Genomic DNA, 22585 nt, shown 5'->3' with positions numbered 1-22585 from the left:
GTTTCTCCGTCTATCGGCCGAACGGCCCTGCCCACCTCGGACGAGCCCACCGGATGACCCGACCTCTCCTCACGTTCGCCCTGGCGCTGGCCACGTCCCTGTCGGCGTCGACCCAGCCGGTCCTGACGCCCGCTCTCGTGGACTCTTCCGAGATCGCCGCCGCACCGGCCGACTCGCTCACGCTCGCCGAGGCGCTCGCCTTGGCGCTCGACGCCTCCCCCGACCTCGCGGCGCTCGTCTTCGAGGGTCGCGCCCGTGATGCCCTGGTGGCGCAGGCCGACCGCCGCCTCAACCCGTCGCTCCGGCTCGACACCGAGAACCTCCTCGCCCCGTCGGGCAACGGGCTGAACGGGCTGGACGGCACCGCCAACGCCGCCCAGACCACGCTGGAAGTGGTCGTCCCCTTCGAGCCCAGCCGCCGGGCCGCCCGCGTCCGCCTCGCAGAGGCCGAGCGCGACCTGCTTCCCGCCGCCGAGCGCCGTGTCCGCCTGGACGTCGCCGCTCGTGTGACCGGCCGGTTCGCCATCGCGCTCGCAGCCCAGGAGCGCGCCCGGCTTGCCGCTGAGGTGGCGGGCTTGGCGGGGGAGGTGAGCACGACGGCCCGCCAGCAGGTCGCCATCGGGGACCGCTCGCCCATCGAGGAGACGCGCGCCGAAGTGGCCTTTGCCGTCGCGCGCGCCGAGGTCGCCCGGGCCGAGCGCGAGGCGGAAGGTGCGCGCCGCGCCCTCGCCGCGCTGTGGGGCGCCGCCACCGACCCGCCAGAGGCCCTGGCGGGCGCACTTATGCCCGTTCCGCTTCCGCCCTTCCCCCGTCTGGTGGACGACCTCGACGGCGCGCCCGAGTTGCTCCGCTTCGCCGCCGAGGCGGCCCGCCGCGACGCCGTGGTCGGCGTCGAGCGCGCCGCGTACCGCCTCACGCCGACCGTGACGGCGGGCGTGCGCCGGTACCACGCCCCGGGCGACGACGGCGGTGGGTTCGGGATCGTGGCTGGCGTCGGCCTGCCGCTCCCCGTCTTCAACCGCAACAGCGACGCCGCCCAGGCCGCCGTCGAGCGCCGCGCGGCGCTGGACCCGGAGCGCGACGCCGTCCGCGACTCGCTCGTCTCGGCCCTGGCACCCGCCTACGGCCGACTCGCCGCGGCCCACGACGAGGTCGCCATCCTGTCCGGCACCGCCGTCCCGGGCGCGCTCGACGCCGCGGCCAAGGTGGCCGAGGGCTACCAGCTCGGCCGCTTCGGCATCCTCGACGTGCTCGACGCTCAGCGCGCCTCCGCCCAGGCCCGCGGGCTCTTGCTCGACGCGCTCGCCCAAGCGGCCAGCGCCGCCGCCGACGTGGAGCGCCTGACGGGACGGCCGCTCCCGCCCGCCGCGCCTGAGGTCCCCCGCCTACCTGCTCCCGACCCCTCGACGACCGACCGATGACTCCGTCTGACCCCAGCGCCCCGGCCGTCCACGTGACGGACGCCCCGCCTCCTCCCGGACCGGACGCTCCCGAGCCCACCCACCGCCAGCGGTCGCTAGGGCGCCAGGTCATACCCATCGCGGTCATCCTGGCCGTCGCAGCCCTCGTGGCGTTTTTCGTCCTGCGCGACGAGCCCGCCGTAGCTGGTGGCGAGGAGGCCGAGGCCGTCGAGGTGGACTACCCGCGCGGCCCGCACAACGGGCGCCTGCTCCAGCCCGAGACGGAAGGCGGCCTCGCGCTCGAGGTCACGATCGCCGAAGAGGGTATCCCGCCCGAGTTCCGCATCTACCCCTTCGCGGGCGACACGCCGGTCCTGCCCGGACAGGTCGACCTCACGGTCATCTTGACGCGGCTCGGCAGCATCGACACGCTCGGATTCGAGCGCTCCGGCGACTTCCTCAGGAGCACGTCGACCGTCACCGAGCCCCACTCGTTCGTGGTCGACCTTATTGCGACGTACCAGGGGCAGACCTCGCGGTGGAGCTACGACAGCATCGAGGGGCGGACGACGATGACCGACGACGTGATGGAGCGGGCGGGCGTCGAGATCATGTCCGCCGGACCCGCGACCATCTTGGAAGGGCTCCAGCTCCCCGGCGAGGTCGCCCTCAACACCGAGCGCGAGGCGCACGTCACGGCCCGGTTCCCCGGCGTCGTCTCGACGGTCACCGTCGGCGAGGGCGAAACCGTCCGTCAGGGCCAGCTTCTGGCCGTCGTCGAGAGCCGCCAGCTCGTCGGCGTCGCCGACGACTACGTCCGCGCCGCGCACCGCCTCCACTACGTCGAGCAGGAGTACGAGCGCGAGCGCCAGCTCTTCGAGCGGCGGATCTCGGCCGAGCGCGAGTTCCGCGCCGCCGAACACGAGCTTGAAGAAGCCCGGATCGCGCTCCAGGTCGCCGAGCAGTCCCTCGTAGCAGCCGGCATCCCGCGCGCTCGCGTCAGGGCGCTCGACACCGAGCCGACGGGCAGCCGCGGCGCGCTGGCGAGCCTGGCCCGCGTCGAGGTCCGCGCGCCAAGCTCCGGTCTGGTCACCGCCCGCGACGTGTCCGAGGGCGAATCGGTGTCGGACAGCCGGACGCTCTTCACCATCGCCGACCTGTCGACGGTCTGGGTCGAGGTGACGGTCTACCAGCGCGACCTCGCAACCGTCCGCCCCGGCATGACGGCCATCGTCCGCTCCGACGACACCGGCGCCGCCGTCGAGGGCCGCGTCCGCTTCGTCGGGCCGGTCGTGGGGCAGGAGAGCCGCGCGGCGACGGCTCGGATCGTGCTGCCCAATCCCGGGGGCCGCTGGCGACCCGGCCAGTTCGTCGAGGTCGACCTGGCGACGGCCGTCTACGAGGTGCCGCTGGCGGTGCGGACCGACGCGATCCAGGACTTCCGCGACTTCCGGGTGGTCTATGCCCGCCACGACGGCCAGTTCGAGGTGCGGATGCTGGAGCTGGGCGTGAGCGACAGCACCTACACCGAGGTGCTGGGCGGCATCCGCGTCGGCGAGCCCTACGCGGCGACCAACTCCTTCATCGTCAAGGCCGACATCGGGAAGTCCGGCGCCACGCACGACCACTAGGGCGACCCATGAAGCTTCTCGAAGCCCTCCTCCGCTTCTCGATCCGCCACCGCTGGGCGGTCCTGGTGCTCACGCTCGTGGTCGCCGCCGTCGGCGTGTGGAGCGCGCTCCGGCTGCCCATCGACGCCGTCCCGGACATCACGAACGTCCAGGTCCAGATCAACACCGAGGCCCCGGGCTTCTCGCCGCTCGAGGCCGAGCAGCGGATCACGTTCCCCGTCGAGACGGCCGTCGCCGGCCTCCCCGACCTCGAGTACTCGCGCTCCGTCTCGCGCTACGGGCTCAGCCAGGTGACCGTCGTCTTCGAGGACGGCACTGACATCTACTTCGCGAGACAGCAACTCGCCGAGCGCATCCAGCAGGTCCAGGCGAGCTTGCCGCCCGGCCTGGAACCGGCCATGGGGCCGGTCACGACGGGCCTGGGCGAGATCTTCCTCTACACCGTCGAGGCCGAGCCCGGCGCGACGACGCCCGAGGGCGTGGCCTACACGCCGACCGACCTCCGGACCATCCAGGACTGGACCGTCCGGCCCCAGCTCCGCAACGTGCCCGGCGTGGCGGACGTGAACACGATCGGCGGCTACGAGAAGCAGTTCCACGTCCAGCCCGACCCCGACCGGCTCCTGGCCTACGGACTCACCATGGGCGACGTGGTGTCGGCGCTGGAAGCCAACAACCAGAACGTCGGCGCGGGCTACGTCGAGCGGAGCGGCGAGCAACTGCTCGTCCGCACGCCCGGTCAACTCGGCGGGCTGGACGACCTGGGCGACGTCGTCCTCGACACGCGCACAGGTGGCGCGCCGGTCCGCGTCCGCGACGTGGCCGACGTGCTCCTGGGCGAAGAACTGCGGACGGGCGCCGCCAGCCAGAACGGCCAGGAGGTCGTACTCGGGACGGTCTTTATGCGGACCGGCGAGAACAGCCGGGCCGTCTCCACGCGCGCCGCCGAGCGCCTGGACGAGATCCAGCGCTCACTCCCTGAGGGCGTCGTCGCGCGTGCCGTCTACAACCGCACCGACCTGGTCGACAAGACCATCGCGACGGTCGAGAAGAACTTGGTCGAGGGCGCGCTCCTGGTCGTCGTCGTCCTCTTCCTGTTCCTGGGCAACTTCCGAGCGGCGCTCCTGACGGCCCTCGTCATCCCGCTCTCGATGCTCATGACCATGACGGGCATGGTCCAGGGCAAGGTGAGCGCAAACCTCATGAGCCTGGGCGCGCTCGATTTCGGCATCATCGTCGACGGCGCCGTCATCATCGTCGAGAACTGCCTCCGTCGATTGTCTGAGGCCCAGAAGCGCGCGGGCCGCGTGCTGACGCGCGCCGAGCGGTTCCGCGTCGTGTTCGACGGCACCAAGGAGGTTCGCAAGGCGACCATCTTCGGCGAACTCATCGTCATCATCGTCTACCTGCCGATCCTGACGCTCACCGGCGTCGAGGGCAAAATGTTCACGCCGATGGCGCTCACGGTCATCATGGCGTTGGTGGCAGCCATGATCCTGTCCGTCACGTTCGTCCCGGCCGCCGTCGCCGCGTTCGTGACCGGCCGCGTGTCCGAGAAGGAGAACGTGCTCATGAAGTGGGCGGAGAGGGCCTACCGCCCGACACTCCGCTACGCGCTCTCCAACCGGGCCGTCGTGCTGACGGCCGCCGTCGCCGCCGTCGCGCTCGCCGGGCTCATCGGCACGCGGATGGGATCGGAGTTCATCCCGAGCCTGGACGAGGGCGACATCGCGCTCCACGCGCTCCGTATCCCCGGCACGAGCCTGACGCAGGCCGTCGAGATGCAGTCGGAGTTGGAGGCGCGCATCCGGACGATGCCCGAGGTCGAGCGCGTGTTCGCCAAGATGGGCACGGCCGAGATCGCGACCGACCCCATGCCGCCGTCGGTCGCCGACAACTACGTCATGATGAAGCCGCGCGACGAGTGGCCCGACCCCGACCTGCCCAAGGCCGAGTTCGTCCAGCGCTTGGAAGAGGTCGTCTCGGGCGTGCCGGGCAACAACTACGAGTTTATTCAGCCCATCCAGATGCGCTTCAACGAGCTCATCGCGGGCGTCCGGAGCGACGTGGCCGTCAAGGTCTACGGCGACGACATGGAGGTGTTGAACGAGACCGCAGGCGACATCGAGGCGGTGCTCCAGACGGTCCAGGGCGCGGCCGACGTCAAGGTGGAGCAGACGACGGGCCTGCCACTGCTCTCCGTCACGCCGAACCGCGCGGCGATGGCCCGCTACGGGCTCGACGGCGCGACCGTCCAGCAGACCATCGCCATCGCCGTCGGCGGAATCCAGGCCGGGCAGGTGTTCGAGGGCGACCGCCGCGCGCCCGTCGTGGTCCGCCTGCCCGAGCGGCTCCGCCAGGATCTGAGCGCGCTCGAGCGGCTTCCCGTCGCGCTCCCCGGTGGCGGCGAGGTCCGCCTCGGGGCCGTGGCCGACTTCGAGGTGGCGCCCGGCCCCAACCAGATCAGCCGCGAGGACGGCAAGCGCCTGGTGATCGTGACGGCGAACGTCCGCGGGCGCGACATCGGCTCGTTCGTCCAAGAGGCCCAGTCCCGCATCGACGCCGAGGTGGCGGTCCCGGCGGGCTACTGGACCGGGTGGGGCGGCCAGTTCGAACAGCTCGCCTCCGCGGCGCGGCGCCTGCAACTCATCGTCCCGCTGGCGCTCTTGCTCATCTTCACGCTGTTGTACCTCACGTTCGGCAGCGTCAAGGACTCCCTCATCGTCTTCACCGGCGTCCCGCTGGCGCTGACGGGCGGCGTGGTGGCGCTCTGGCTGCGCGGCATCCCGCTCTCGATCTCGGCCGGCGTCGGGTTCATCGCGCTCTCGGGCGTGGCCGTGCTCAACGGCATGGTCATGATCACGTTCATCAACCAACTCCGCCAGCAGGGGGAATCGCTCGACCGTGCCGTCTTCGACGGCGCCATCGCCCGGCTCCGGCCGGTCCTGATGACGGCGCTCGTGGCGTCGCTCGGGTTCGTGCCGATGGCGCTCGCGACGAGCATCGGCGCCGAGGTTCAGCGGCCTCTGGCGACCGTCGTCATCGGCGGCATCTTGTCCTCGACGCTGCTCACGCTCGTCGTCCTGCCCATCCTGTACCGGCTCGCGCACCGCGAGGGCGACGTGCCCCTGGCCGGTCCGGGCGGCGACGGCCGCTCGGCCGACCCCTTCGGCCCCGAGCCGACCGTTTCCCAGCCGGTGGGCACCGAGCCCACTCTCTCCGATCCGTCTTTTGCCTAGCCCTATGACGTTCCGCCAGCGGCTCGCGCCGCTCTTCCTGTCGCCCTGGTGCGTGCCCGCGCTCGCGGTGCTCGGCCTGCTGCTCTTCCCGAGTGAGGCGTTCGCCCACGGCGTTCCGGAGGGCGACGCGGGCTACATCCAGGCCACGTCGGGCGTGCTGCCCGGGCCGTTCGCCTACCTCGGCGCCAAGCACATGGTCACCGGCTACGACCACCTGCTCTTCCTGCTGGGCATCATCTTCTTCCTCTACCGGAGGAAGGACATCGCCCTCTACGTCTCGCTCTTCGCCATCGGCCACTCGGTCACGTTGATCGCGGGCGTGCTGACCGGCTTCAGCGTGAGCGCCTACCTCATCGACGCCATCATCGGGCTGTCCGTGGCCTACAAGGCGCTCGACAACCTGGGCGCGTTCCGCTCGTGGTTCGGCGTCCAGCCCGACGCCCGCGCGGCAACGCTCATTTTCGGCCTCTTCCACGGGCTCGGGCTGGCGACCAAGATCCTGGAGTTCGACGTCGCGCCGGACGGCCTATTCGCCAACCTCGTCGCCTTCAACGTGGGCGTCGAGATCGGCCAGATCCTGGCGCTTAGCGCCATCCTGATCGCGATGGGCGCCTGGCGCCGCACGGCCAGCTTCTCCCGCTACGCCTACTCCGCGAACGTGGCGCTCATGAGCGCCGGCTTCGTCCTGACCGGCTACCAGCTCGCCGGCTACCTCGTCTACAACTAGCTCCATGTCCAACGTCACCCCGCCCCCCGGCGTCTCCCTCCCGACGCCCCGCGCGCTCGTCCGCTCGACGCTCATCGCGCTCGCCGTCGCCGCCGTCATCCTGGTCGGCTTCATCTTCCCCGCCGAGTACGGCGTCGACCCGACGGGTATCGGCAGCGTCTTCGGGCTGACCGACATGGGCCGGATCAAGGTCCAACTCGCCGAGGAAGCGGCGGCGGAGGACGCCGCTCTCGCCGCCGCGGGCGTGTCCCCGAGCGCGCCCGTGAGCAATCCGCCGGTCGCCCCCGACACGGCCGCCAGCGCCGCCGACGTGCCGACCGAGGCGGACGCCGAGCAGGTCACGCGAATCGCCCTCGACCCTGGCGAGGGCAAGGAGGTCAAGCTCGTGATGGTCGAGGGAGGGCGGGCGACCTACTCCTGGGAGACCGACCGCGGCGTCGTCAACTACGACACCCACGCCGACGCGCCCGGCATCGACTACTACGGCTACGGCAAGGGCACCTCGGTCGCGTCGGACGAGGGCGTGCTCGTGGCCGCCTTCGACGGCAAGCACGGGTGGTTCTGGCGCAACCGGACGCGCGAGTCGCTGACGGTCACGCTTCGCACGAGCGGCGATGTCCAGGGCGTCGTCGGCCCTTGATCCAGACGCCTCCACTCGGCCCATGCCCAATCCCCTCCGCCTTGACCTCCCCGTCCTCCTGCCCGATGCGCCGGACGCCCGCGACGCCTGCGTGGCCCGGCTGACCGACGAACTGGCGGCGACCTCTGGCGTCGAGAGCGCCCACATCGTCCCAGCGGGCAACGACGGGCTCATGGACACGCCTCGCGAGTCCGCGAAGGAGGTGATCCGCCAGCTCCACGCCCCAGGCATCGAGAAGACCATCATGATCTCGGGCGACGCCTAGGCCGTCGCCACGTCGGTCGGCCGCGCCGTCGGCATCGCGATGGGCGCAGCAGCCGGGTCCGACGTGGCGCTCATGGCCGACGACCTGTCGAAGCTCCCGTTCGCCGTCGGCCTCTCGCGGAAGACGCGCGGGATCATCCGCCAGAACCTCTGGATGAGCCTGGGCATGGTCGCCTTCCTGGTCCCGGCGACGCTGTTCGGGCTCGGGATCGGTCCGGCCGTCGCGCTCCACGAGGGGAGCACGCTCGTCGTCGTGTTCAACGCGCTCCGGCTGCTGGCGTAGAGGAGACCGGTGCGTAGAGGCCGACCGACCGCATCGGGTCCGCGCGCCTTACACCGTCTCGCGCGGGCTCGCTTGACTGAGTCCGCCGAGACGGGGGGACGCGCGCGCGTCGGCAAAGTCCACTCTATCTATGATTTCTATTCAAGATGTAGCTTTTAAAAACCTTGCCTAAATCTTTTTCAGAGAACCAGATGTTATCTGGGTCAAGATGATAAACAGGAGCCTGTTCGCACCTGTCGTTACAGCCTATTATCTCGACATCCAGTTTATCTTTTAGATCGTATTTATTGATATAATAATCTAGCCTCTTTCCTTTTTTCTTCCGGCAATTTGCGCCGTTGCACCGGTAGAGGACCGGGTCGCCATCTTCAGAGTCTTCCATAGCAGTATCATTTGACGACGAGCATTGACGGCCACGGCGGCCCCAGACAGGCCCATCAGCACGGCGGCGACGGCGTGACGGAGGATAACGCCCCACGGGGCGCTCACGCCGTTGGGTTGGCGCGCGGCCTCGCCGTTGAGGCAGGAGTGAGGTCAAGGCACGACACGCCAGGGTGCTCCGTGAGCTGTCCGGCCTGCTGCGCGAGGCGGGTTCCTGGTACGCCGGGTGAGCAGCAAGTGAGCGCGGTCACCGGCCCTGATCCAACTCGTCGATGCTTACGCAGCCGTCGCAGGTGGATCCGAATGCAGGGCTTTCGGGCTGAACTCCCGGTCCTCGTAGTACGCGATCCGCCGGGCGAGCACCGGGTCCTCCCCTCGTACGAGAAGGACCTGGTCCCCCCTTCCCAGGCGCCTCAACTCGTCCGGCGTGATGAGCGGGCGCGAGGTCTCCGTCGCCCCGGCGCTCTGCGACCTCGATGCGTGCTTCCCCCGGCTCCGGCCCGACGACTGCGACTGGTGGAACACGGTCGCCGTGCCGGCCATCTTCGAGAGGTACTCGGCCGTGAACTGGTCGGTCGTCCCGAACGCCTGGACGGCGTCGGCGTTGGCGACGAAGGACTCCCAGTCCTTCGGGTAGAGCCGCCGGAGCTGGCCGAGGTCCTGCAAGAACGGCCAGACCTGGAGGCCGTACCCCGCCATCAGGCTCACGGCCCGGCGGACGGGCGACATCGGGCCGAGCTGGGCGAACTCGTCCAAGAGGAACAGCGCGCGCCGCTCAGACGGCGCCGCCCCGCCCGAGAGCGGGCCGAGCCGGGCGAGCGCCGAGATCGTCGTCGCGACGACCAGCCGGAGCCACCGTGCGAAGGCGTCGAGCCGGTCGGGCGGGAGCAGGAGGTAGACCGAGAGCGGCCCGCCGTGGGGGAGCCGCCCGTCGTCGGGGAGCGCGTGGTCGCCGACGCCCCACACGTGGCCGGGGCGGCTCCCCGGCCGGAGGGCGGCCGGGTCGAACGTGGACCGCCCAAGGACGTCGGCCATCCGGGGCGAGTCGAGGAAGTGCGTGTGGCTCTGGGCCGTCGAGACGACCGCCGACCGCTCGCGCTCGTGCTTCTGGTCCATCCGGTTCCCCGTCCGCCGCACGACGGGGTGGTCATGGCCCTTCATCGTCCCGATCAGCGTCTCGAACGCCTTCGCGTCGCTCGTCAGGAGCTCGCGCACCGTCAGGAGCGAGCGGCCCGGCCCGTCGTAGTCGAGCGCGACGTGGAGCGCGAGCCCGGCCAGGAGCGCCTTGGCCTCATCGGCCCAGAACCGGTTTCCGCCCGCGCCCCCGTCCTCGACGACGAGCATCTCGGCCAGGAGCGCCGCGTCGTCGGCCGCGTCGCCGGAGCCGATCTCGACGAGGTCGAGCGGGTTGAGCCGCCCGCGCTCGACGCGGCCCCGCCCAACATCGCCAAACAGCCCGTCCGGCGCGAGCCCGAACGGGTCGAGCGCGACGACGCGGTGACCCAAGACGCCCGCCCGGTAGCGGGCCGTGAGCGTGAGGTTCTCCCCCTTCGGGTCCGTCACGACGACGGGGCCGGGGTGGTCGAGGAGGTTCGGGACGACGGCGCCGACGCCCTTGCCCGCCCGCGTCGGCGCGACCGTGAGCACGTGGCCCGGCCCGTCGTAGCGCAAGAGCGGGCCGGGCTTCTTGGAGCTTCCGCGCGACCGCTCGACGGCGTGGCCCGCGTCCGGCGGCTTCCCGCCGGAGCGCCCCAGGACGAGTCCGCCCTCGGCGTCCAGGAGCGACCGGCCCTCGCCCCAGGTCGCCGTCCCGTGGGCCGACGACGGCTCGACCGCGCGGGGGGACGTGAGCGCGGCCAAGAGCGTGAGGGCGAGGAGCCCCCCGACGGCCCCGGCCTGCACCGCCAGCGCGACCTCGGGCGCATCGGCCCCGGCCGCGCGGGCGACCTGCGAGGTCCAGAGCGCGCCCTGCGACGGGCCGTAGACCGGCCCGGCCCACGCCGGCGCGCATACCACCACGGCGAGCGCGACTCCGAGCGCTGCCCGTCCGCGCCCGTACAGGGCGAGCCCGAGCGCGGCGCTCACCCCGAGTACCAGGGCGCACCGGACGGCGACGAGCGCGGCGCCTGTGAGGTGGACGACGGGCGGACCCAGTCGAGGCGCGTACCCGGCCTTCCAGGCCAGCGCGGCGGCGGCGTAGAGGAGGCCCACGGCGGCGGCCCCGATCAGAACAGCCACTAGCGTGACCGACGACCGCGAGCCCGGAGGTGTCGGGGCGGACACCGGGCTAGCGGGCGCCGCCCGCGCGGCGCGGCGGGGCACCCACCGGCCGACGGGCCGGGGTGAGAGCGTCGGCCTCCGGCGATTCCGCCGGGGCTGCCTCCACGTCGTCGTTGGTCGTAGGACTCTCCAAGCCGCTGGCGGACGGCGCGAGCGGGCTCCACGAGAGGTCGGTGACGTAGACGCCGAGCGGGTTCCGCTCGACGGCCTCCGTCGTCGTCGGCGGGGCTACCGTGACCGAGAGGTAGCCCTCCCACGCCCGCTCCCGTGTCCCCTCGCGCGGCGACTCCTCGCGCTCGTTCCACTGGACTCGGTACGTCGTCGGGCCGCCCTCGGCGCCGCCCGGTACGGGCAAGACGTTCGTGACCTCGACGGCCCGGCGGTACCCCCTCCCCTGCTGGCGCGGGTCGTTGGCCGGGTCGGAGAAGTAGCCTTCGAGGTAGCCCCGGGCGTCGCCCGCGACGTGGGCGTAGGCTCGGTAGACCGCGTCGCGCTGGGCGACCGGATCGGGGTACGCCGTCCGGATGTCGGCGACGAACCGGGCCACGGCCGCCGTCACCACGCGGTCGGCCACGGCGGGGACGGCCTCGGCCGGAGCGATGGCCTCGGCGCGGCCCAGCCGGTCCACCTCGACGACGTAGGGGACGACTCGGCTTTGGAGCGCGAGGGTCACCAGGCCGACGACACAGAGCGCCAGGAGCGCGAGCGACCCGAACGCGACGAGCTGCCAGTTCCGCTTGCCCCTGGCGAGGTCAGAGAACTGGCGGGCGAACTCATAGCGGCCCCGGAGCACCTCCGGCGGCGTCTTCTCGTCTCGCGCCCATCCTGTGGGCGGAGCGTCGAGCGAGGGCGGGCGGGTGCCCGCGACCCCGTCGCCGGACGGCGGGGCGGTGTCGGGACGTCGGGTCAGGCGGCTGAGAAGCGACATGGTGCGTGCGGTCTAAACGGCGCTCAACGCCCGCTCGAACCCGACCGTGAGGTCGCGGGTGAGGAGCGTCGAGACCTTGTGCGGGATGACGACGACGAGGAGCATGAACGTGAGCGAGCCCCCGAGCACAGCGAGCATGGCCGCCACGTCGTCCGGGCTCGACTGGATGACCGGGAGCCACGTCTGGGCCACGTTGAACCCGATCCCGACCAAGAGGAAGAGCGAGAAGAGCCGGATGCCGAGGTTGAACACGTAGGCCACGAACCGGTCGGCGAGGTTGGCCGTCCCCCGGAAGGCGGCGAACCCGAGGACCAGCGCGCCGGCGGCGAGCGCGATGAACGACTCGACGATGACGACCACGACGGCCGCCGCGATCACGGCGTACATGAGCTCGACGAAGAAGGCCGCGAGCGCGACCAGGATGGCCGTCGCGACCAGGCTGAACGAGAGGTCCATCAGGCCCACGCCGTCGAAGAACGAGTTCACCATCGAGGTCGAGAGTTGGACGCCGAGCCCGAGCACGTCGCCGGGGCTCACGACGCCCGGCGCCACGGCCTGCCCCGCCTGCTGGAACCCGTCGATGATGGGCGGGAACCACACCGAGAACGAGGCGATGAGCCCGAACGCGAACGCCAGCCACGCCAGCTTCAACACGAGCGCGCTCAGGATGCGGTCCGGCCCGCTCTCGCGGAGCGTCCAGACGATGGCCGAGAGCGCGATCTCGATGACGGCCAGCACGCCGAACGTGCTGGCGGCGATGCCGAGCAGCGCCGGGCGCGCGGCCACGACCGCCGCCCGGAAGTCCTCGACGATGGTGTCGAGAACGGGCGGCGGGACGACGGGGACCGGGGCGAGCTGGGCGGCGGCCTCGGGCGCGGCGAGGGCAACCACGGCGGCGACCGCAGCGCACCGGCTGACGGTGCGGCCGATCGCGCGGGTTCGTGGGGACAGGGAGGGCATGGCGGGGTCTTCGGGCTGGCGGACGGGCTCTACCGCCGCGTCGGGCGGGCGAACCGGCCGACGGCGGCGCGGGGCCGGTAGGGGCTGGCGAAGGGCAAGTCGCGGGCGAGCAGGACGTAGAACCGGTAGCCCGGCGAGACCCGGACCGTCGGCTCGACGCGCAGGTCCTGGCGGACCGTCTCGGTCGCGATCCGGGAGAGCTCGATGGCGATCTGGCGCGAGGCCACCTCCTGCGGCGACACGTCGAACCCGATCCCCCGGTTGTTCGGCGCCGCCATCTCGACGCCGGCGCCGACGGCCGCCAGCAGGAGCGCCGACCCGAACACGCGGCCGTAGTGGCGGTCCACGCGGTCGGAGAGCCCGGCGTAGCCTTCGAGGTCGGCGCCGGGCAGGCCTGGGAGCTCGACTGAGGTCCCGTCGGGGAACAGCATCTGGGTCCAGGCGACGAGCGCGCGGTCCTGGCCGTAGGCGATCTGGTCGTCGTACTCGCCGACGAGCCGGGTCCCGGCCGGAATCAGCACGTCGCGCTGGGTGGCCGAGTCGTAGACGTTCCGCGTGACCTGGGCGACGACGGGGCCGGGGAGGTCCGAGTTCATCCCGGTCACGAGCGCAGCCGGGATGACCGAGCCAGCGCGGAGCGTGTGTTTCGTGGCCGCTCGGCGGTCGAGGACAGGTTGCGACGACGGGCCGCTGGCGGCGCCCGGCGTCCGTGCCGGGGCCTGGGGCGCGGCGGTGCGTTGAGACGCCAGGGCCGCCGGAGCGCTGCCCGCCGGACTGGCGGCGGGCGGTGCCCCGTTGGTCGGAAACATCGCGGCCACCTCCCGCATGAACGCGAGCTCCTCGGCAGCCTCCGGCCCGAGGTCGGAAGAAGCGCTCGGCGCTGAGGGAGCGGGCGCGGACGAGCCCGCCAGGAGCGGCGACGCGATGGCCCGCTCGTAGGACTCCCGAGCGGGGTCGGCCGTCGAGGTCGCCGGGCTCCCCGCCCGCGCTCCGGTGGACGGCCGCGTGCCCGTCGGCCCGTACGCCTGCGTGGTGGCGTAGCCGTGGGACGGTGCGCTCGACCCGTAGCTCCCGCCGCCGTACGCCCCCGACCCGTAGGCCTGGGAGGCGTAGGGGTCGGGGTATGCCGGGTCCACGGGCGCGGTCGGGTCGAGCGCGGCGTCGTCGTAGTACCCGGCCGTCGCCTCGTCGATGTAGGCGCCCGGGGCCGGGCTCGGCGTGGCCGCCTGGGCGACGGGGTCGGGGGCGTCTCCCCCGCCGAACGCGACCAGGATCAGGCAGAGGACGGTACCGGCGATGAGGAGCCCGGCCATCACGAACTTCTTGTCGATGCCGACCGGCTCGTTCCGGCCGTCCCCCTCCGGGTTCAGGACGTCGTCCGCCCGCCCCGGCTCGGAGGCCACCAGGGGCTCCGGGCCGTCGAGGCCGTCGCCGGCCGCGTGGAGCCCGTCGTTGGTCCACGGCTCGGACGGCGGCGCCAGCGGGCTCGGCACCGGGTCGGTCTCGGGGATCGTCGGGGGGACCTCGGCCTGCGAGGCCGGGTCGAACGGCTCGTCCGGCGGGCCGAACGGTTGGAGGTCGTCGTCGTGGGGGAACATGGCGGGGGTGGTTGCGCGCGCCGACTGGCACCGGGGCGCGTGTGGAGCGCGCGGCTAGTCGGCGACGCGGAGGATGCGGACGGAGCGCTCGACCTGGCGGGTGCCGCCGAGCCCGAGGAACCCCTTGCGGACGGTGGCCCCGATCACGAGCTCCATCACGTCGGCCGTCCGGTCGGTCACGTAGGTCCCGTCGTCGTAGGCGTAGTTGAGCATCTCGCGCTCGCCGCTCGGCCCCTGGACGTAGAGGACGGGGACCGTCCCGCCCCGGAGCTTGTGGGGGTCGAGCTGAACGTAGGTGTGGACCCCGTCGTCGAACACGCGCGCGACGAGCTCGCGGGCCTCGCGGTCGCCGGCCGTCCGGTACGCGAACGAGAGGTCGTCGAGCGAGGCGAGGTCGGCCAGCGACGGCTCCGGCACGCGGGCGGCCTCGGCCGCGCTCGCCGCCAGCGCGTCGTCGGGGTAGTAGAACCGGACGTGCCGGGCGTAGCGCGGCTGGGGGTTCTGCGCCTCGGCCCGGCGGCCCCGCCGGGACCGGGAACGGCGGGGCGCCGGGGCCGAGTCGAGCGTGACGTGGTAGACCCGGCGGTCGGTCGAGATCACGAGGTTCGTCGTCACGTCGTGGGCCAGCGGCTTCACGACGACGAGCGGGGTCCGCCCGGTCGGCCCGGTCTGCGTCTGCTCGATGGCGAACCGCTCGGTGTCGCCGGCGACGACGCCCAGCACGGCCTCACCCTCCTGCAACTCGATCACCGACGCCCGGAGCGGGGCGGCGGCCAGGACCGGCTGGCTGTGCCCGAACGGGAACACCATCGCCGTGGACTGGCGGAGCACGCCGGCCCGCCCGGTCCGCTGGTACTCGCGGACGAGCTCGCCGAGGGCTTCTTCCATCTGGGCCTCCGTGACGATGACGGAACCGGAGGTGAACCCGTCGCCGACGAGCGCGCCGTCGGGGCCGGGCGGCTCGACGGTGGCCGTCGCGCCGGAGGCGAGGACGATGGTCTCGGGACTCGAGGCAGACGGGTCGGCGTCAGGCTGTGCGAGGGCGGTAGGAGCGTGGGCGGCGAAAAGCACCGCCAGCGCGGCGGCGAGAACGGAGCGGGGCGGGGAGGGCATCGGTGGGAGGCGTGTGGTGCACCTCGGTAGGTGCCGGACCCCACTCGACTCCGCCACTCCTCCCCAATCTTTTCCCCGCCGACAAGGTGGCCCCGAACTGCGCGACGCTGTTGACCTGCCGGAGCCCGATATTTATCCGGCTCAGCGCCGTAGAACAATCGTTATATGGCCTCACGCAGCCCCATCTCGACATGACTCTCATCGTGGCAAAGAAGCTGCCCGGCAACCGCTATGCGTTCGTGGCAGACTTCCGTATTTCCTACGGCCGTGGAGGCGTGCTCCAAAGCGACGAGGCGCTAAAATTTTTCGACGCTGGCGGACGACCTGGAGCAAAGGTGGGCTTCTTTGCGGCCGGTGCGGTTGCATTTTGGCAAGTTGCAGCCCCACTTCTCAAGAAGGCGGCCTATCGGGTCTCAGTGCCTGAAGCGCGAAAAAATGGAGGCCCCCTTCATCGGGCTCTGAATCAAGCGGCGGGTTCTGTCGGTAGCGAAGCCAGAGGGGTTGTATTCGCAGTCCAAAAAGATAGAAATCAGACTCGAGTTATGGTTGTTAGGGTTTTCCAACCTCCCAACCCTGTCGCACCGGGCATGGTCGCAGAACTTGAACGCTTCCCTCAAGATGGCTTTTGCGCCATTGGCTCTGGTGCTTCTGTGCCGAACCTTAGAGACTCGGTAGATACTCGAATCGACGCCCTCGGTGACGATGCGAGCACCTACCAGGTGGCAGTTGCGATGCGAGACGCGATTCGGGACACGTTCGAAGCAGCAGGGCCTGATGCCTATCGCCGATACGGCGTCTCACCAGACATGAGCATTGGCCTCATCGAGGGCGGCCATTTCAGACTGGCCGGGGAAACCGGATTCCACCTAAGCTCAAGCGGTGAAGTCAGCCACTACGAGCTCTCGGGTGAACTCGATTCGGGAGTCGAACTCAAGGACAAGATCACAGGGGAGACGCATACCCTCATTCCGATTGACAAGCTGCCCTCTTCGCCAGCCGATAAGCCCCTAGACGTACAACGAAAGGCAGACGATAAATCGCGTGAAGAGTAGTCGTTGCCCCTGTAGGAGCCGGTCACACGGGTAACAGATCGGAGTGGTCACAGGGGTGACGCACCGCGCTCTTACTCGACCGGGTCAGCACCCTTGTCGCGTTCGTCCTCTCGCATGCCCTCGGCCGTCCGCGCTGAGCGTGCGGCGACGACGGCGCTGTAGGCGAGCCCGAAGGCGCGGCCCGCCTCGGCCTCGTCGAGTCGGCCGTCGAGGTCGCGGCGGCCGTCACGGGCGTCGGCGACGTAGGCGGGGTACACGTCGGCGCAGGCGCCCCGGCGTCCGACCACGTCGCCGCGGAGGAGCGCCCGGAGGCAGAGCGCGGAGGCGTCGAGGTAGGCGTCGGTCCGGTCGGTCTGCTCGGCCGTCCAGTAGGCCGAGTCGTAGCCGGGGAGCCGCTCGCACGGTCGGTCGGGGGCGTCCTCGATGCAGTCAGCGAGATGCGCAACCGGGGCGGGCGCCTCGGTAGGGGGCGCCTCGCCGGTGTCGGTCGCGCACCCGGCAGCGACGAGGCCGACGAGGAGCGCAGCCCCAAGAGGTAGCCAGGCACGTTTGGGACCATCGTGGCGGAAGCGAAGCGTGGCCTTCGGCGACGGGGCGGGGAGCTGTGAGAGGGAGGGCATGGGACGGAGTGGATGGGTTCAGGAGGGTCCCCGGCCGTCGCACCAGCCGGGGACCGCGCGGAGAGCGGCTAGAAGATTCCAGTCGCGTTGTAGTCCACTCCGTTCATGCCCGCCGCGTTCGCGGAGGACTGTGCGGCGGCCCGGCGGCCTGCGCCGACCGTGTAGGACCGGCGGGCGGCGACGGCCGCCTGCGCTCGGGCCTGCTGGTCGATCTGGAGCAGCGCCGTTTGGCGGAGGAGCTGGGACTCCTGGGCCTGGTAGGCCTGGACCGTCCCCTGGACCTCGGCGATCCGCTGGGCCGTATCGGCCCCCCGGATCTGGCGGTGGAACTCGGTGAGGTCCGACCGCGCCGCCTGGATCTGGACGGCGTGCTCGCGGATCGAGCGGAGCGTCCCGAGCGCCGAGTCGAGCTCGTCGTCGAGCCAGGCGTCGGTCGTCGCCGCCGTGGCCGTCGGGTCGGCCCCGCGGTAGAACGAGTCGAAGTCGCTCACCAGGGAGGCCGACGAGTAGGCCACGTTCGATCCGGAGACGAGCGTGGCATCGACGGCCGAGACGAAGCCGGTGACGTCGCGGAGGTTGTAGCGCGCGAGCCGCCGGAGGTTGTCCCGGAAGGCGCGGAGCTGGTCCCGGTTCGTCCGGAGCTGGTCCACGATCTTCCGTCCGTTCCAGACGCTCTTGGCGATGTGGGCCGGATCGACGACCGCCCACTGCGCTTTCGCCTCCTGAGCCGGGGCCAGGAAGACGAGGAGCGCGGCGGCGGCCAGGGGCCAGCGCCGGGGTCGCGCGCGGGGCGGGGCCGACCGGGGCCGACCTCTCCGCTGTGAGTGGACCGTTGGCGGTCCGTTGTGGTTGTGCCTGTGCATGGTGCTAGGGCTGTGGGTTAGCGGGCCGACGGGGTCGGCCCTGGAGTGACGCCGACGGGAGTCGCAGGCGCCCGGCCGCCCCGACCCGCCCCGTGAGGGGGGGCAGGCGGTCCGCTTGTTGCCCTCGGTAGGCCGTCCATCGCGTCGGCCTCGGCGGCGAGCCCAGCGAGCCGGAGCCACGCGGCGGGCCACCGCTCGCCCTCGGTCTCCGCCAGCCGCGCGGCCTCGCGGACCGTCTCGTCGGCCGACCGGCCGGGGAGCGTGGCGAGGAAGGCGAGCTCGACCGGCGAGAGGGCGAGGTCGAACATCCGCGCGCCCGACGGCGAGCGGACGTAGTAGTCCCGCTTCTTGCGCGCCCGCGCCAGGCGCGACACCTCGGCCCGGTTCAGCCCGAGCCACGTGTAGAGCGCGGCAGTCTCGGCCTCGACCGCGTCGGGGTTGGGGAGGAAGATCCGGGTCGGGCAGCTCTCGACCAGGAGCTGGGCGTTCTTGACCGCCGGGTCCCGGAACTGCGCGGGCGAGTGGGCGACGACGACGACCGAGGCGTTCCGCTTGCGGAGCGTCAAGAGCCACTGGCGGAGCCGGTCGGCGAACCGTCCGTGCATCAGCGCCGCCCAGGCCTCCTCAATCACGATGAGCGTCGGCGAGCCGTCGAGCCCCTCCTCGACGCGGCGGAACAGGTAGGTCAGTGCCGGGACGAGCACGCGGTCGGACATCCCGACTAGGTGCGAGAGCTCGACGACTTGGTGCCGGACGCCCGAGGCGTCCCCCCCTCCCCCACCGAACGAATCACGGTCGGCGTCGAAGAGCTGGCCGTAGGCGCCCTCCAGCGTGTACGGCCGGACGAGCGCGCGCAAACGCTCGGTCCCGAGGTTGACCAAGAGCGCCGTGAGCGTCCGGCCCTCCGGCGGGTTCTCCGCCAGCAAACCCACGGCATGGGCGACACGGCCCCGCTCCTCGGGGCTCAGCGCTTGGCCCTGGAGCTCGACGAGCGACTCGACCCAATCAACGGCCCACGTCCGCACCTCGGGCCGGTCCACGTCGCGGAGCGGCTGCATCTCGACGGGCCGTCCCGCCGCCAGCGGCCCGGCCAAGTCGTAGTGCGCCGCGCCCATCGCACGACCGGAGACGTAGTGCGAGTAGCCGACGTCGAACGTGACCGTCCGCGCCCCGGCGTAGCGCCGCCACTGCGCGAGCAGGAGGCCGACGAGCACGGACTTGCCCGCGCCGGTCGCACCCACGACGAGGGTGTGGCCGACGTCGCCCTCGTGGAGGCACAACCGGAACGGGGTCGAGCCGTCGGTCTTGGCCCACAGGAGCGGCGGGCTGTCCGGGGGGAACAGCTGCGACGGGACCGCTTGGTGCCCGCCCCACGGGGCCGTGAGCGGTAGGACATCCACGACGTTTTCCGTCGTCAGGAGCGGTCGGCGGAGGTTGGGGTGGCCGTGGCCGGGGAGCGAGCCCAGGAAGGCGTCCACGGCGTTCACGTCCTCGATGCGGCCCGTGAACCCGAGGTCGCGGACGGCCTTGAGGAGCGCCGCCGCCCGCTCGTCGGCCGCCCGCCGGGAGTCGGCCATCACGACGGCGCAGACGGTGAGGTAACCGAACCGGATCTCGCCCCCGCTGTTGGCCGCGCGCGCCGCGCCCGCGTCGTGGACCATCTGGGTCGCGTTCCCGTCCTGGAAGGCGAGGTCGAGCTCGGTCGTCTCCCGCTTCTGCTTCGAGGCCAGGTCCTTCACCCAGTCCCCCGCGCCGCGCCGTTTTTGGAACCACCCGAGCTGGGCCTTCCCGATGGCCTTCACGGCCGTCGTCGGCGAGAGCGGGAGGAACCGGACCGACCAGCGGTACGGGAACGGCAGCCGGAGGGCGGGGTCGGCCAGCCCGGGCCGCGTGGCGTTGGGGTAGCCCTGGACGGCGACCACGCGGACGTGCTTCCCCCCTACTCGAGGCTCGAACCCGCCGACGAACGGCTGGTCGGCGAGCGCGTAGTCGAGGTAGGCGCCGTGGCCCGGCACGCCGACGGCGTGGGGCAGTCCGGTCAAGCACTCATGGAGGTGCCGCAGCAAGTCCGCGCTCCCCAGCCGCTCGACGCGCATGGCGGCCGAGAGCCGGTCGCGGACGCCCCGGAGGTCCCGCTCGAATTGGCCGACGAGCCGGCCCCAGACCTCGGAGGCCGACCCGGCCTCGCGCCCCTTCACGAGCCGTTTCTGGAGCTCGCTCGCGAGCCCTGCCGGCGGCGTGTAGGTGACGGCCAGGACGGACTCGGTCTCGTAGTGCTCGCCGACGGCGGCGTACCGGGCGCGGCGGGCGCCGTCGATGGCCCGGCTCACGGGGTCCGGGAAGTGGCACCGCTCGGCCGGCGCGTAGCCGACCGCGTCGCGGCGGACGGCGTCGGCGTGGACCATCCACCCGTCGCCGAGCGCCGCCAGCGCCGCGTTCGCGTGGCCGGCCAGGTTGATGACCTCGGCGGCCGTGGACGAGGCGAGGTCGCGGCCCCGGACGCGCCAGGCGGCCAGGAACGAGCCGTCCTTCGTCATCACGACCCCCTCCCCCACCAGGAACCCCCAGCCCAGGAGGTCGGAGAGCCCGCGCGGGGCCTTCCGGTGCTCACGGAGTCGGCCGAGACCGGCGGCGCCGAGGGCGCCCGCAGTGAGTCCGGCGGCGGCGGCGATGAGGCTCATCGATTGGGGGTTCTGGGGCTACGCGCCGGGAACGGAGCGTCGGGGTGTCCGCGAGCCCGTGTGGGCCGGGGGGAGCGGGTCGTAGGCGTCGGCCTGCGCGAGCGTCCGCGCGGCGAACTGGGGGAGCAGCTCGTCCACGTCCGAGAGCTTGACCATCAGCGGGTGGACGCCGGCCACGACGCCGACGACGACCAGGACCGACCCGAGCGAGAGCCCGAGGAGGTAGACCAGGCACACGACGAGCGTGACCTCGAGGATGAGGAACGAACGGTCCACACCGGCGAACCGGGGCACCCGAACGAGCGACTGGTGGACCGGGCGCTCGGGGAGCCGGTTAGGAGAAGCCGACTGGGCGGCCTGTGTTGGAGACGGCATGGGTAAATCGAGTCTCGGCCGGGCCGACGGGGCATTCCCCCGCCGACCGTCGCGGCCGGTCTAGAAGGAGGCGCCGGAGATCCCGAGCGTCGCCGCGAACGTGGTCGCGCCGATAGCGATGCCGAGCCCGAGGACGGCCTGGCCGATCCGCTTGGCCCCCTCCTCGTTGCGCGTGAAGGCCCAGATGATGCCGCCCATCGCGATGGCGATCACGGCCACCAACCGGACCGTGTTGCCGGTGAGCGCGTCGGCGAGCGTCTGGAGCGGGCCGTCCCACGGCATCGCGGCGCCGCCGGAGGCCGAGGCCTCGGACGCGGCGAGAACGGTAAGGGCGAGGAGCCCGGCAAGTCGGGCCGTCGAACGGGCGACGGCGCCCGCGCGCGAGGTCCGGGCGTCGTCGGTGGTCTGGGGAGTGAGAGCGTTCATGGGTGCTACCCTGTGGGGTTAGGGGCGGAGTCCGTCCGCCAATGGAGCCGGGCGTCCCCGGCGGGGTGTGGGGCGCGACAGGCGCGCGCCGGTGGGCGTCCCCGTGTCAGATCGGTTCGAGCACGTAGGCCCCGTCGCGGTAGCCGGAGACCCGGACGAGCTCCTCGACGCGTCGGCCGAGGTTGCCCCCCTGGATCACGACGACGACGCCGACGGCCTCGGCCACCAGCTCGTGCTGGGGCGGGACGCCGGCCCGCTGCGCCAGCCGGTCGAGACGCCGGAGGGCGCCCTGGGCATCGGTGGCGTGGACCGTCGCGCACCCGCCGGGGTGGCCGGTCGCCCAGGCGTCCAGGAGGTGGAGCGCGGCCCCGTCGCGGACCTCGCCGACGACGATCCGGTCGGGCGTGCAGCGGAGCGTGAACCGGACGAGGTCCGAGAGCGAGACGCCGTCACCGACCCCCGTGCCGGGCGCCGTGCGGAGCGCGAGGTGGTCGTCGGCCCGGCACTGGAGCTCGGCCGTGTCCTCCAGGACGACGACGCGCTCCTGGGGGTACTGCTCGCTCATCTCCAGCAAGACCGCGTTGCAGAGCGTCGTCTTGCCCGAGCCGGTACCGCCGCACACGAGGACGTTCTCGTGGTCGCGCACGGCGTCGCGGATGGCGTCGCACTGGGCGGGGGTCATCGTCCCGTGCTCGACGTAGCTCGCGAGCGTGAACACGCGCCGGGCCGGCTTGCGGACGACGAAGCACGCGCGGGGCACGAGCGGGGGCACGAACCCCTGGAGCCGGGCGCCCCCGAACGTCTCGTCCGGGAGCTCGGCCTGGACCGAGGGGGCCGTCGGCCCGAGGGCGTCGCCCCGTGAGGCGGCGACGACGCCCAAGAACTGCTCGACCTGGTCGCCCCGGACCGTTGCGCCGAGCGCCACCTTGCCCTTCGAGTGGGTGTCGGCGCGGAGGACGCCGTCACCGGCGTTGACGTAGATCTCGGTCACGTCGTCGTCGGCGAGCGCGGCCAGCACGTCCGCGCCGAGGTAGCGCTCCATGAGCTCTCGGTAGCGGGCCTCCTTTGACGAGTTGAAGGCGGGTTGGGCGGCGACGGTCGCGGACATCTCGGTGTGGTGTAGA

The 22585-nt window shown here is 72.0% G+C and carries 18 protein-coding genes and 1 pseudogene; 7 read left to right on the top strand and 12 right to left on the bottom strand.

Annotation, left to right across the window (positions count from 1 at the left end; translation table 11 throughout):
• Positions 1–53 precede the first annotated feature (53 nt).
• The 6 genes and pseudogenes from RQM47_RS15675 to RQM47_RS17500 form a co-directional block, all read left to right on the top strand.
• Entirely contained in the window at positions 54–1421 is a 1368-nt protein-coding gene (locus RQM47_RS15675) for a TolC family protein (RefSeq protein WP_314009515.1), read from the top strand.
• Complete coding sequence (locus RQM47_RS15670) at positions 1418–3031, top strand: efflux RND transporter periplasmic adaptor subunit (RefSeq protein WP_314009514.1); 1614 nt, start codon at positions 1418–1420, stop codon at positions 3029–3031. The genes RQM47_RS15675 and RQM47_RS15670 overlap by 4 nt, the downstream gene beginning before the upstream one ends.
• Positions 3032–3039: 8 nt before the next feature.
• Positions 3040–6270 carry a CusA/CzcA family heavy metal efflux RND transporter gene (locus RQM47_RS15665; RefSeq protein WP_314009512.1) on the top strand — a complete coding sequence of 1077 codons (3231 nt, stop codon included), beginning with the start codon at positions 3040–3042 and terminating at the stop codon, positions 6268–6270.
• Positions 6271–6274: 4 nt separating this feature from the next.
• Positions 6275–6997, top strand: coding sequence for a HupE/UreJ family protein (locus RQM47_RS15660; protein ID WP_314009510.1), 723 nt, complete (start codon positions 6275–6277; stop codon positions 6995–6997).
• 4 nt (positions 6998–7001) lie between these two features.
• Entirely contained in the window at positions 7002–7637 is a 636-nt protein-coding gene (locus RQM47_RS15655) for a hypothetical protein (RefSeq protein WP_314009509.1), read from the top strand.
• Positions 7638–7794: 157 nt separating this feature from the next.
• Positions 7795–8184 (top strand): annotated as a pseudogene (locus tag RQM47_RS17500) (heavy metal translocating P-type ATPase); the annotation flags it as partial.
• Between the two features lie 124 nt (positions 8185–8308).
• Here RQM47_RS17500 and RQM47_RS15640 read toward each other — a convergent pair.
• From RQM47_RS15640 to RQM47_RS15615, 6 genes are all read right to left on the bottom strand, one after another.
• Positions 8309–8566, bottom strand: coding sequence for a (2Fe-2S) ferredoxin domain-containing protein (locus tag RQM47_RS15640; protein WP_314009504.1), 258 nt, complete (start codon positions 8564–8566; stop codon positions 8309–8311).
• Positions 8567–8841: 275 nt separating this feature from the next.
• Positions 8842–10848 (bottom strand): type IV secretory system conjugative DNA transfer family protein, encoded by a 2007-nt coding sequence (locus tag RQM47_RS15635; protein ID WP_314009502.1) that lies wholly within the window; start codon positions 10846–10848, stop codon positions 8842–8844.
• 4 nt (positions 10849–10852) lie between these two features.
• Complete coding sequence (locus RQM47_RS15630; RefSeq protein ID WP_314009501.1) at positions 10853–11773, bottom strand: VirB8/TrbF family protein; 921 nt, start codon at positions 11771–11773, stop codon at positions 10853–10855.
• 12 nt (positions 11774–11785) lie between these two features.
• The gene (locus RQM47_RS15625) at positions 11786–12733 is read right to left on the bottom strand and encodes a type IV secretion system protein (RefSeq protein ID WP_314009500.1); all 948 of its coding nucleotides are present in this window, start codon (positions 12731–12733) and stop codon (positions 11786–11788) included.
• A 29-nt stretch (positions 12734–12762) separates the two neighbouring features.
• Positions 12763–14331: a TrbI/VirB10 family protein gene (locus RQM47_RS15620; RefSeq protein WP_314009498.1), complete on the bottom strand. Its 1569-nt coding sequence runs from the start codon at positions 14329–14331 to the stop codon at positions 12763–12765.
• Between the two features lie 54 nt (positions 14332–14385).
• Positions 14386–15444, bottom strand: coding sequence for a TrbG/VirB9 family P-type conjugative transfer protein (locus RQM47_RS15615; RefSeq protein WP_314009496.1), 1059 nt, complete (start codon positions 15442–15444; stop codon positions 14386–14388).
• Between the two features lie 191 nt (positions 15445–15635).
• Here RQM47_RS15615 and RQM47_RS15610 point away from each other — a divergent pair, with 191 nt between their 5' ends.
• Positions 15636–16496, top strand: a complete 861-nt coding sequence (locus tag RQM47_RS15610) for a hypothetical protein (protein ID WP_314009494.1) — start codon at positions 15636–15638, stop codon at positions 16494–16496.
• Positions 16497–16567: 71 nt separating this feature from the next.
• Here the strand turns inward: RQM47_RS15610 and RQM47_RS15605 are convergent, their stop codons facing one another.
• The 6 genes from RQM47_RS15605 to trbB all read right to left on the bottom strand — a co-directional run bounded on the left by RQM47_RS15605 (position 16568) and on the right by trbB (position 22569).
• Positions 16568–17116, bottom strand: a complete 549-nt coding sequence (locus tag RQM47_RS15605) for a hypothetical protein (RefSeq protein ID WP_314009492.1) — start codon at positions 17114–17116, stop codon at positions 16568–16570.
• 68 nt (positions 17117–17184) lie between these two features.
• A complete protein-coding gene (locus tag RQM47_RS15600; RefSeq protein ID WP_314009490.1) occupies positions 17185–17979 on the bottom strand; it encodes a type IV secretion system protein in 795 nt (264 codons plus the stop codon).
• 17 nt (positions 17980–17996) lie between these two features.
• A complete protein-coding gene (locus RQM47_RS15595) occupies positions 17997–20660 on the bottom strand; it encodes a hypothetical protein (protein WP_314009489.1) in 2664 nt (887 codons plus the stop codon).
• A gap of 18 nt (positions 20661–20678) precedes the next feature.
• Positions 20679–21035: a VirB3 family type IV secretion system protein gene (locus RQM47_RS15590; RefSeq protein WP_314009488.1), complete on the bottom strand. Its 357-nt coding sequence runs from the start codon at positions 21033–21035 to the stop codon at positions 20679–20681.
• 60 nt (positions 21036–21095) lie between these two features.
• Positions 21096–21461, bottom strand: a complete 366-nt coding sequence (locus RQM47_RS15585) for a TrbC/VirB2 family protein (protein ID WP_314009486.1) — start codon at positions 21459–21461, stop codon at positions 21096–21098.
• Between the two features lie 106 nt (positions 21462–21567).
• On the bottom strand, positions 21568–22569 hold the full coding sequence (gene trbB / locus RQM47_RS15580) for a P-type conjugative transfer ATPase TrbB (RefSeq protein WP_314009485.1): 1002 nt from the start codon (positions 22567–22569) through the stop codon (positions 21568–21570).
• Positions 22570–22585 lie beyond the last annotated feature (16 nt).

Origin of the sequence: Rubrivirga sp. S365, from assembly GCF_032248475.1 — a bacterium.
In the GTDB taxonomy this organism is placed as follows: domain Bacteria; phylum Bacteroidota; class Rhodothermia; order Rhodothermales; family Rubricoccaceae; genus Rubrivirga; species Rubrivirga litoralis.
The sequence above is the reverse complement of the archived record's forward strand: the minus strand, read 5'-3'. Positions and strand labels throughout refer to the sequence as shown.

Excerpts from the sequence above, each read along its gene's own strand:
- RQM47_RS15675 (WP_314009515.1), top strand. The coding sequence starts at position 54 with ATGACCCGACCTCTCCTCACGTTCGCCCTGGCGCTGGCCACGTCCCTG.
- RQM47_RS15670 (WP_314009514.1), top strand. The coding sequence starts at position 1,418 with ATGACTCCGTCTGACCCCAGCGCCCCGGCCGTCCACGTGACGGACGCC.
- RQM47_RS15665 (WP_314009512.1), top strand. The coding sequence starts at position 3,040 with ATGAAGCTTCTCGAAGCCCTCCTCCGCTTCTCGATCCGCCACCGCTGG.
- RQM47_RS15660 (WP_314009510.1), top strand. The coding sequence starts at position 6,275 with ATGACGTTCCGCCAGCGGCTCGCGCCGCTCTTCCTGTCGCCCTGGTGC.
- RQM47_RS15655 (WP_314009509.1), top strand. The coding sequence starts at position 7,002 with ATGTCCAACGTCACCCCGCCCCCCGGCGTCTCCCTCCCGACGCCCCGC.
- RQM47_RS15640 (WP_314009504.1), bottom strand. The coding sequence starts at position 8,566 with ATGGAAGACTCTGAAGATGGCGACCCGGTCCTCTACCGGTGCAACGGC.
- RQM47_RS15630 (WP_314009501.1), bottom strand. The coding sequence starts at position 11,773 with ATGTCGCTTCTCAGCCGCCTGACCCGACGTCCCGACACCGCCCCGCCG.
- RQM47_RS15625 (WP_314009500.1), bottom strand. The coding sequence starts at position 12,733 with ATGCCCTCCCTGTCCCCACGAACCCGCGCGATCGGCCGCACCGTCAGC.
- RQM47_RS15620 (WP_314009498.1), bottom strand. The coding sequence starts at position 14,331 with ATGTTCCCCCACGACGACGACCTCCAACCGTTCGGCCCGCCGGACGAG.
- RQM47_RS15615 (WP_314009496.1), bottom strand. The coding sequence starts at position 15,444 with ATGCCCTCCCCGCCCCGCTCCGTTCTCGCCGCCGCGCTGGCGGTGCTT.
- RQM47_RS15610 (WP_314009494.1), top strand. The coding sequence starts at position 15,636 with ATGACTCTCATCGTGGCAAAGAAGCTGCCCGGCAACCGCTATGCGTTC.
- RQM47_RS15605 (WP_314009492.1), bottom strand. The coding sequence starts at position 17,116 with ATGCCCTCCCTCTCACAGCTCCCCGCCCCGTCGCCGAAGGCCACGCTT.
- RQM47_RS15600 (WP_314009490.1), bottom strand. The coding sequence starts at position 17,979 with ATGCACAGGCACAACCACAACGGACCGCCAACGGTCCACTCACAGCGG.
- RQM47_RS15595 (WP_314009489.1), bottom strand. The coding sequence starts at position 20,660 with ATGAGCCTCATCGCCGCCGCCGCCGGACTCACTGCGGGCGCCCTCGGC.
- RQM47_RS15590 (WP_314009488.1), bottom strand. The coding sequence starts at position 21,035 with ATGCCGTCTCCAACACAGGCCGCCCAGTCGGCTTCTCCTAACCGGCTC.
- RQM47_RS15585 (WP_314009486.1), bottom strand. The coding sequence starts at position 21,461 with ATGAACGCTCTCACTCCCCAGACCACCGACGACGCCCGGACCTCGCGC.
- trbB (WP_314009485.1), bottom strand. The coding sequence starts at position 22,569 with ATGTCCGCGACCGTCGCCGCCCAACCCGCCTTCAACTCGTCAAAGGAG.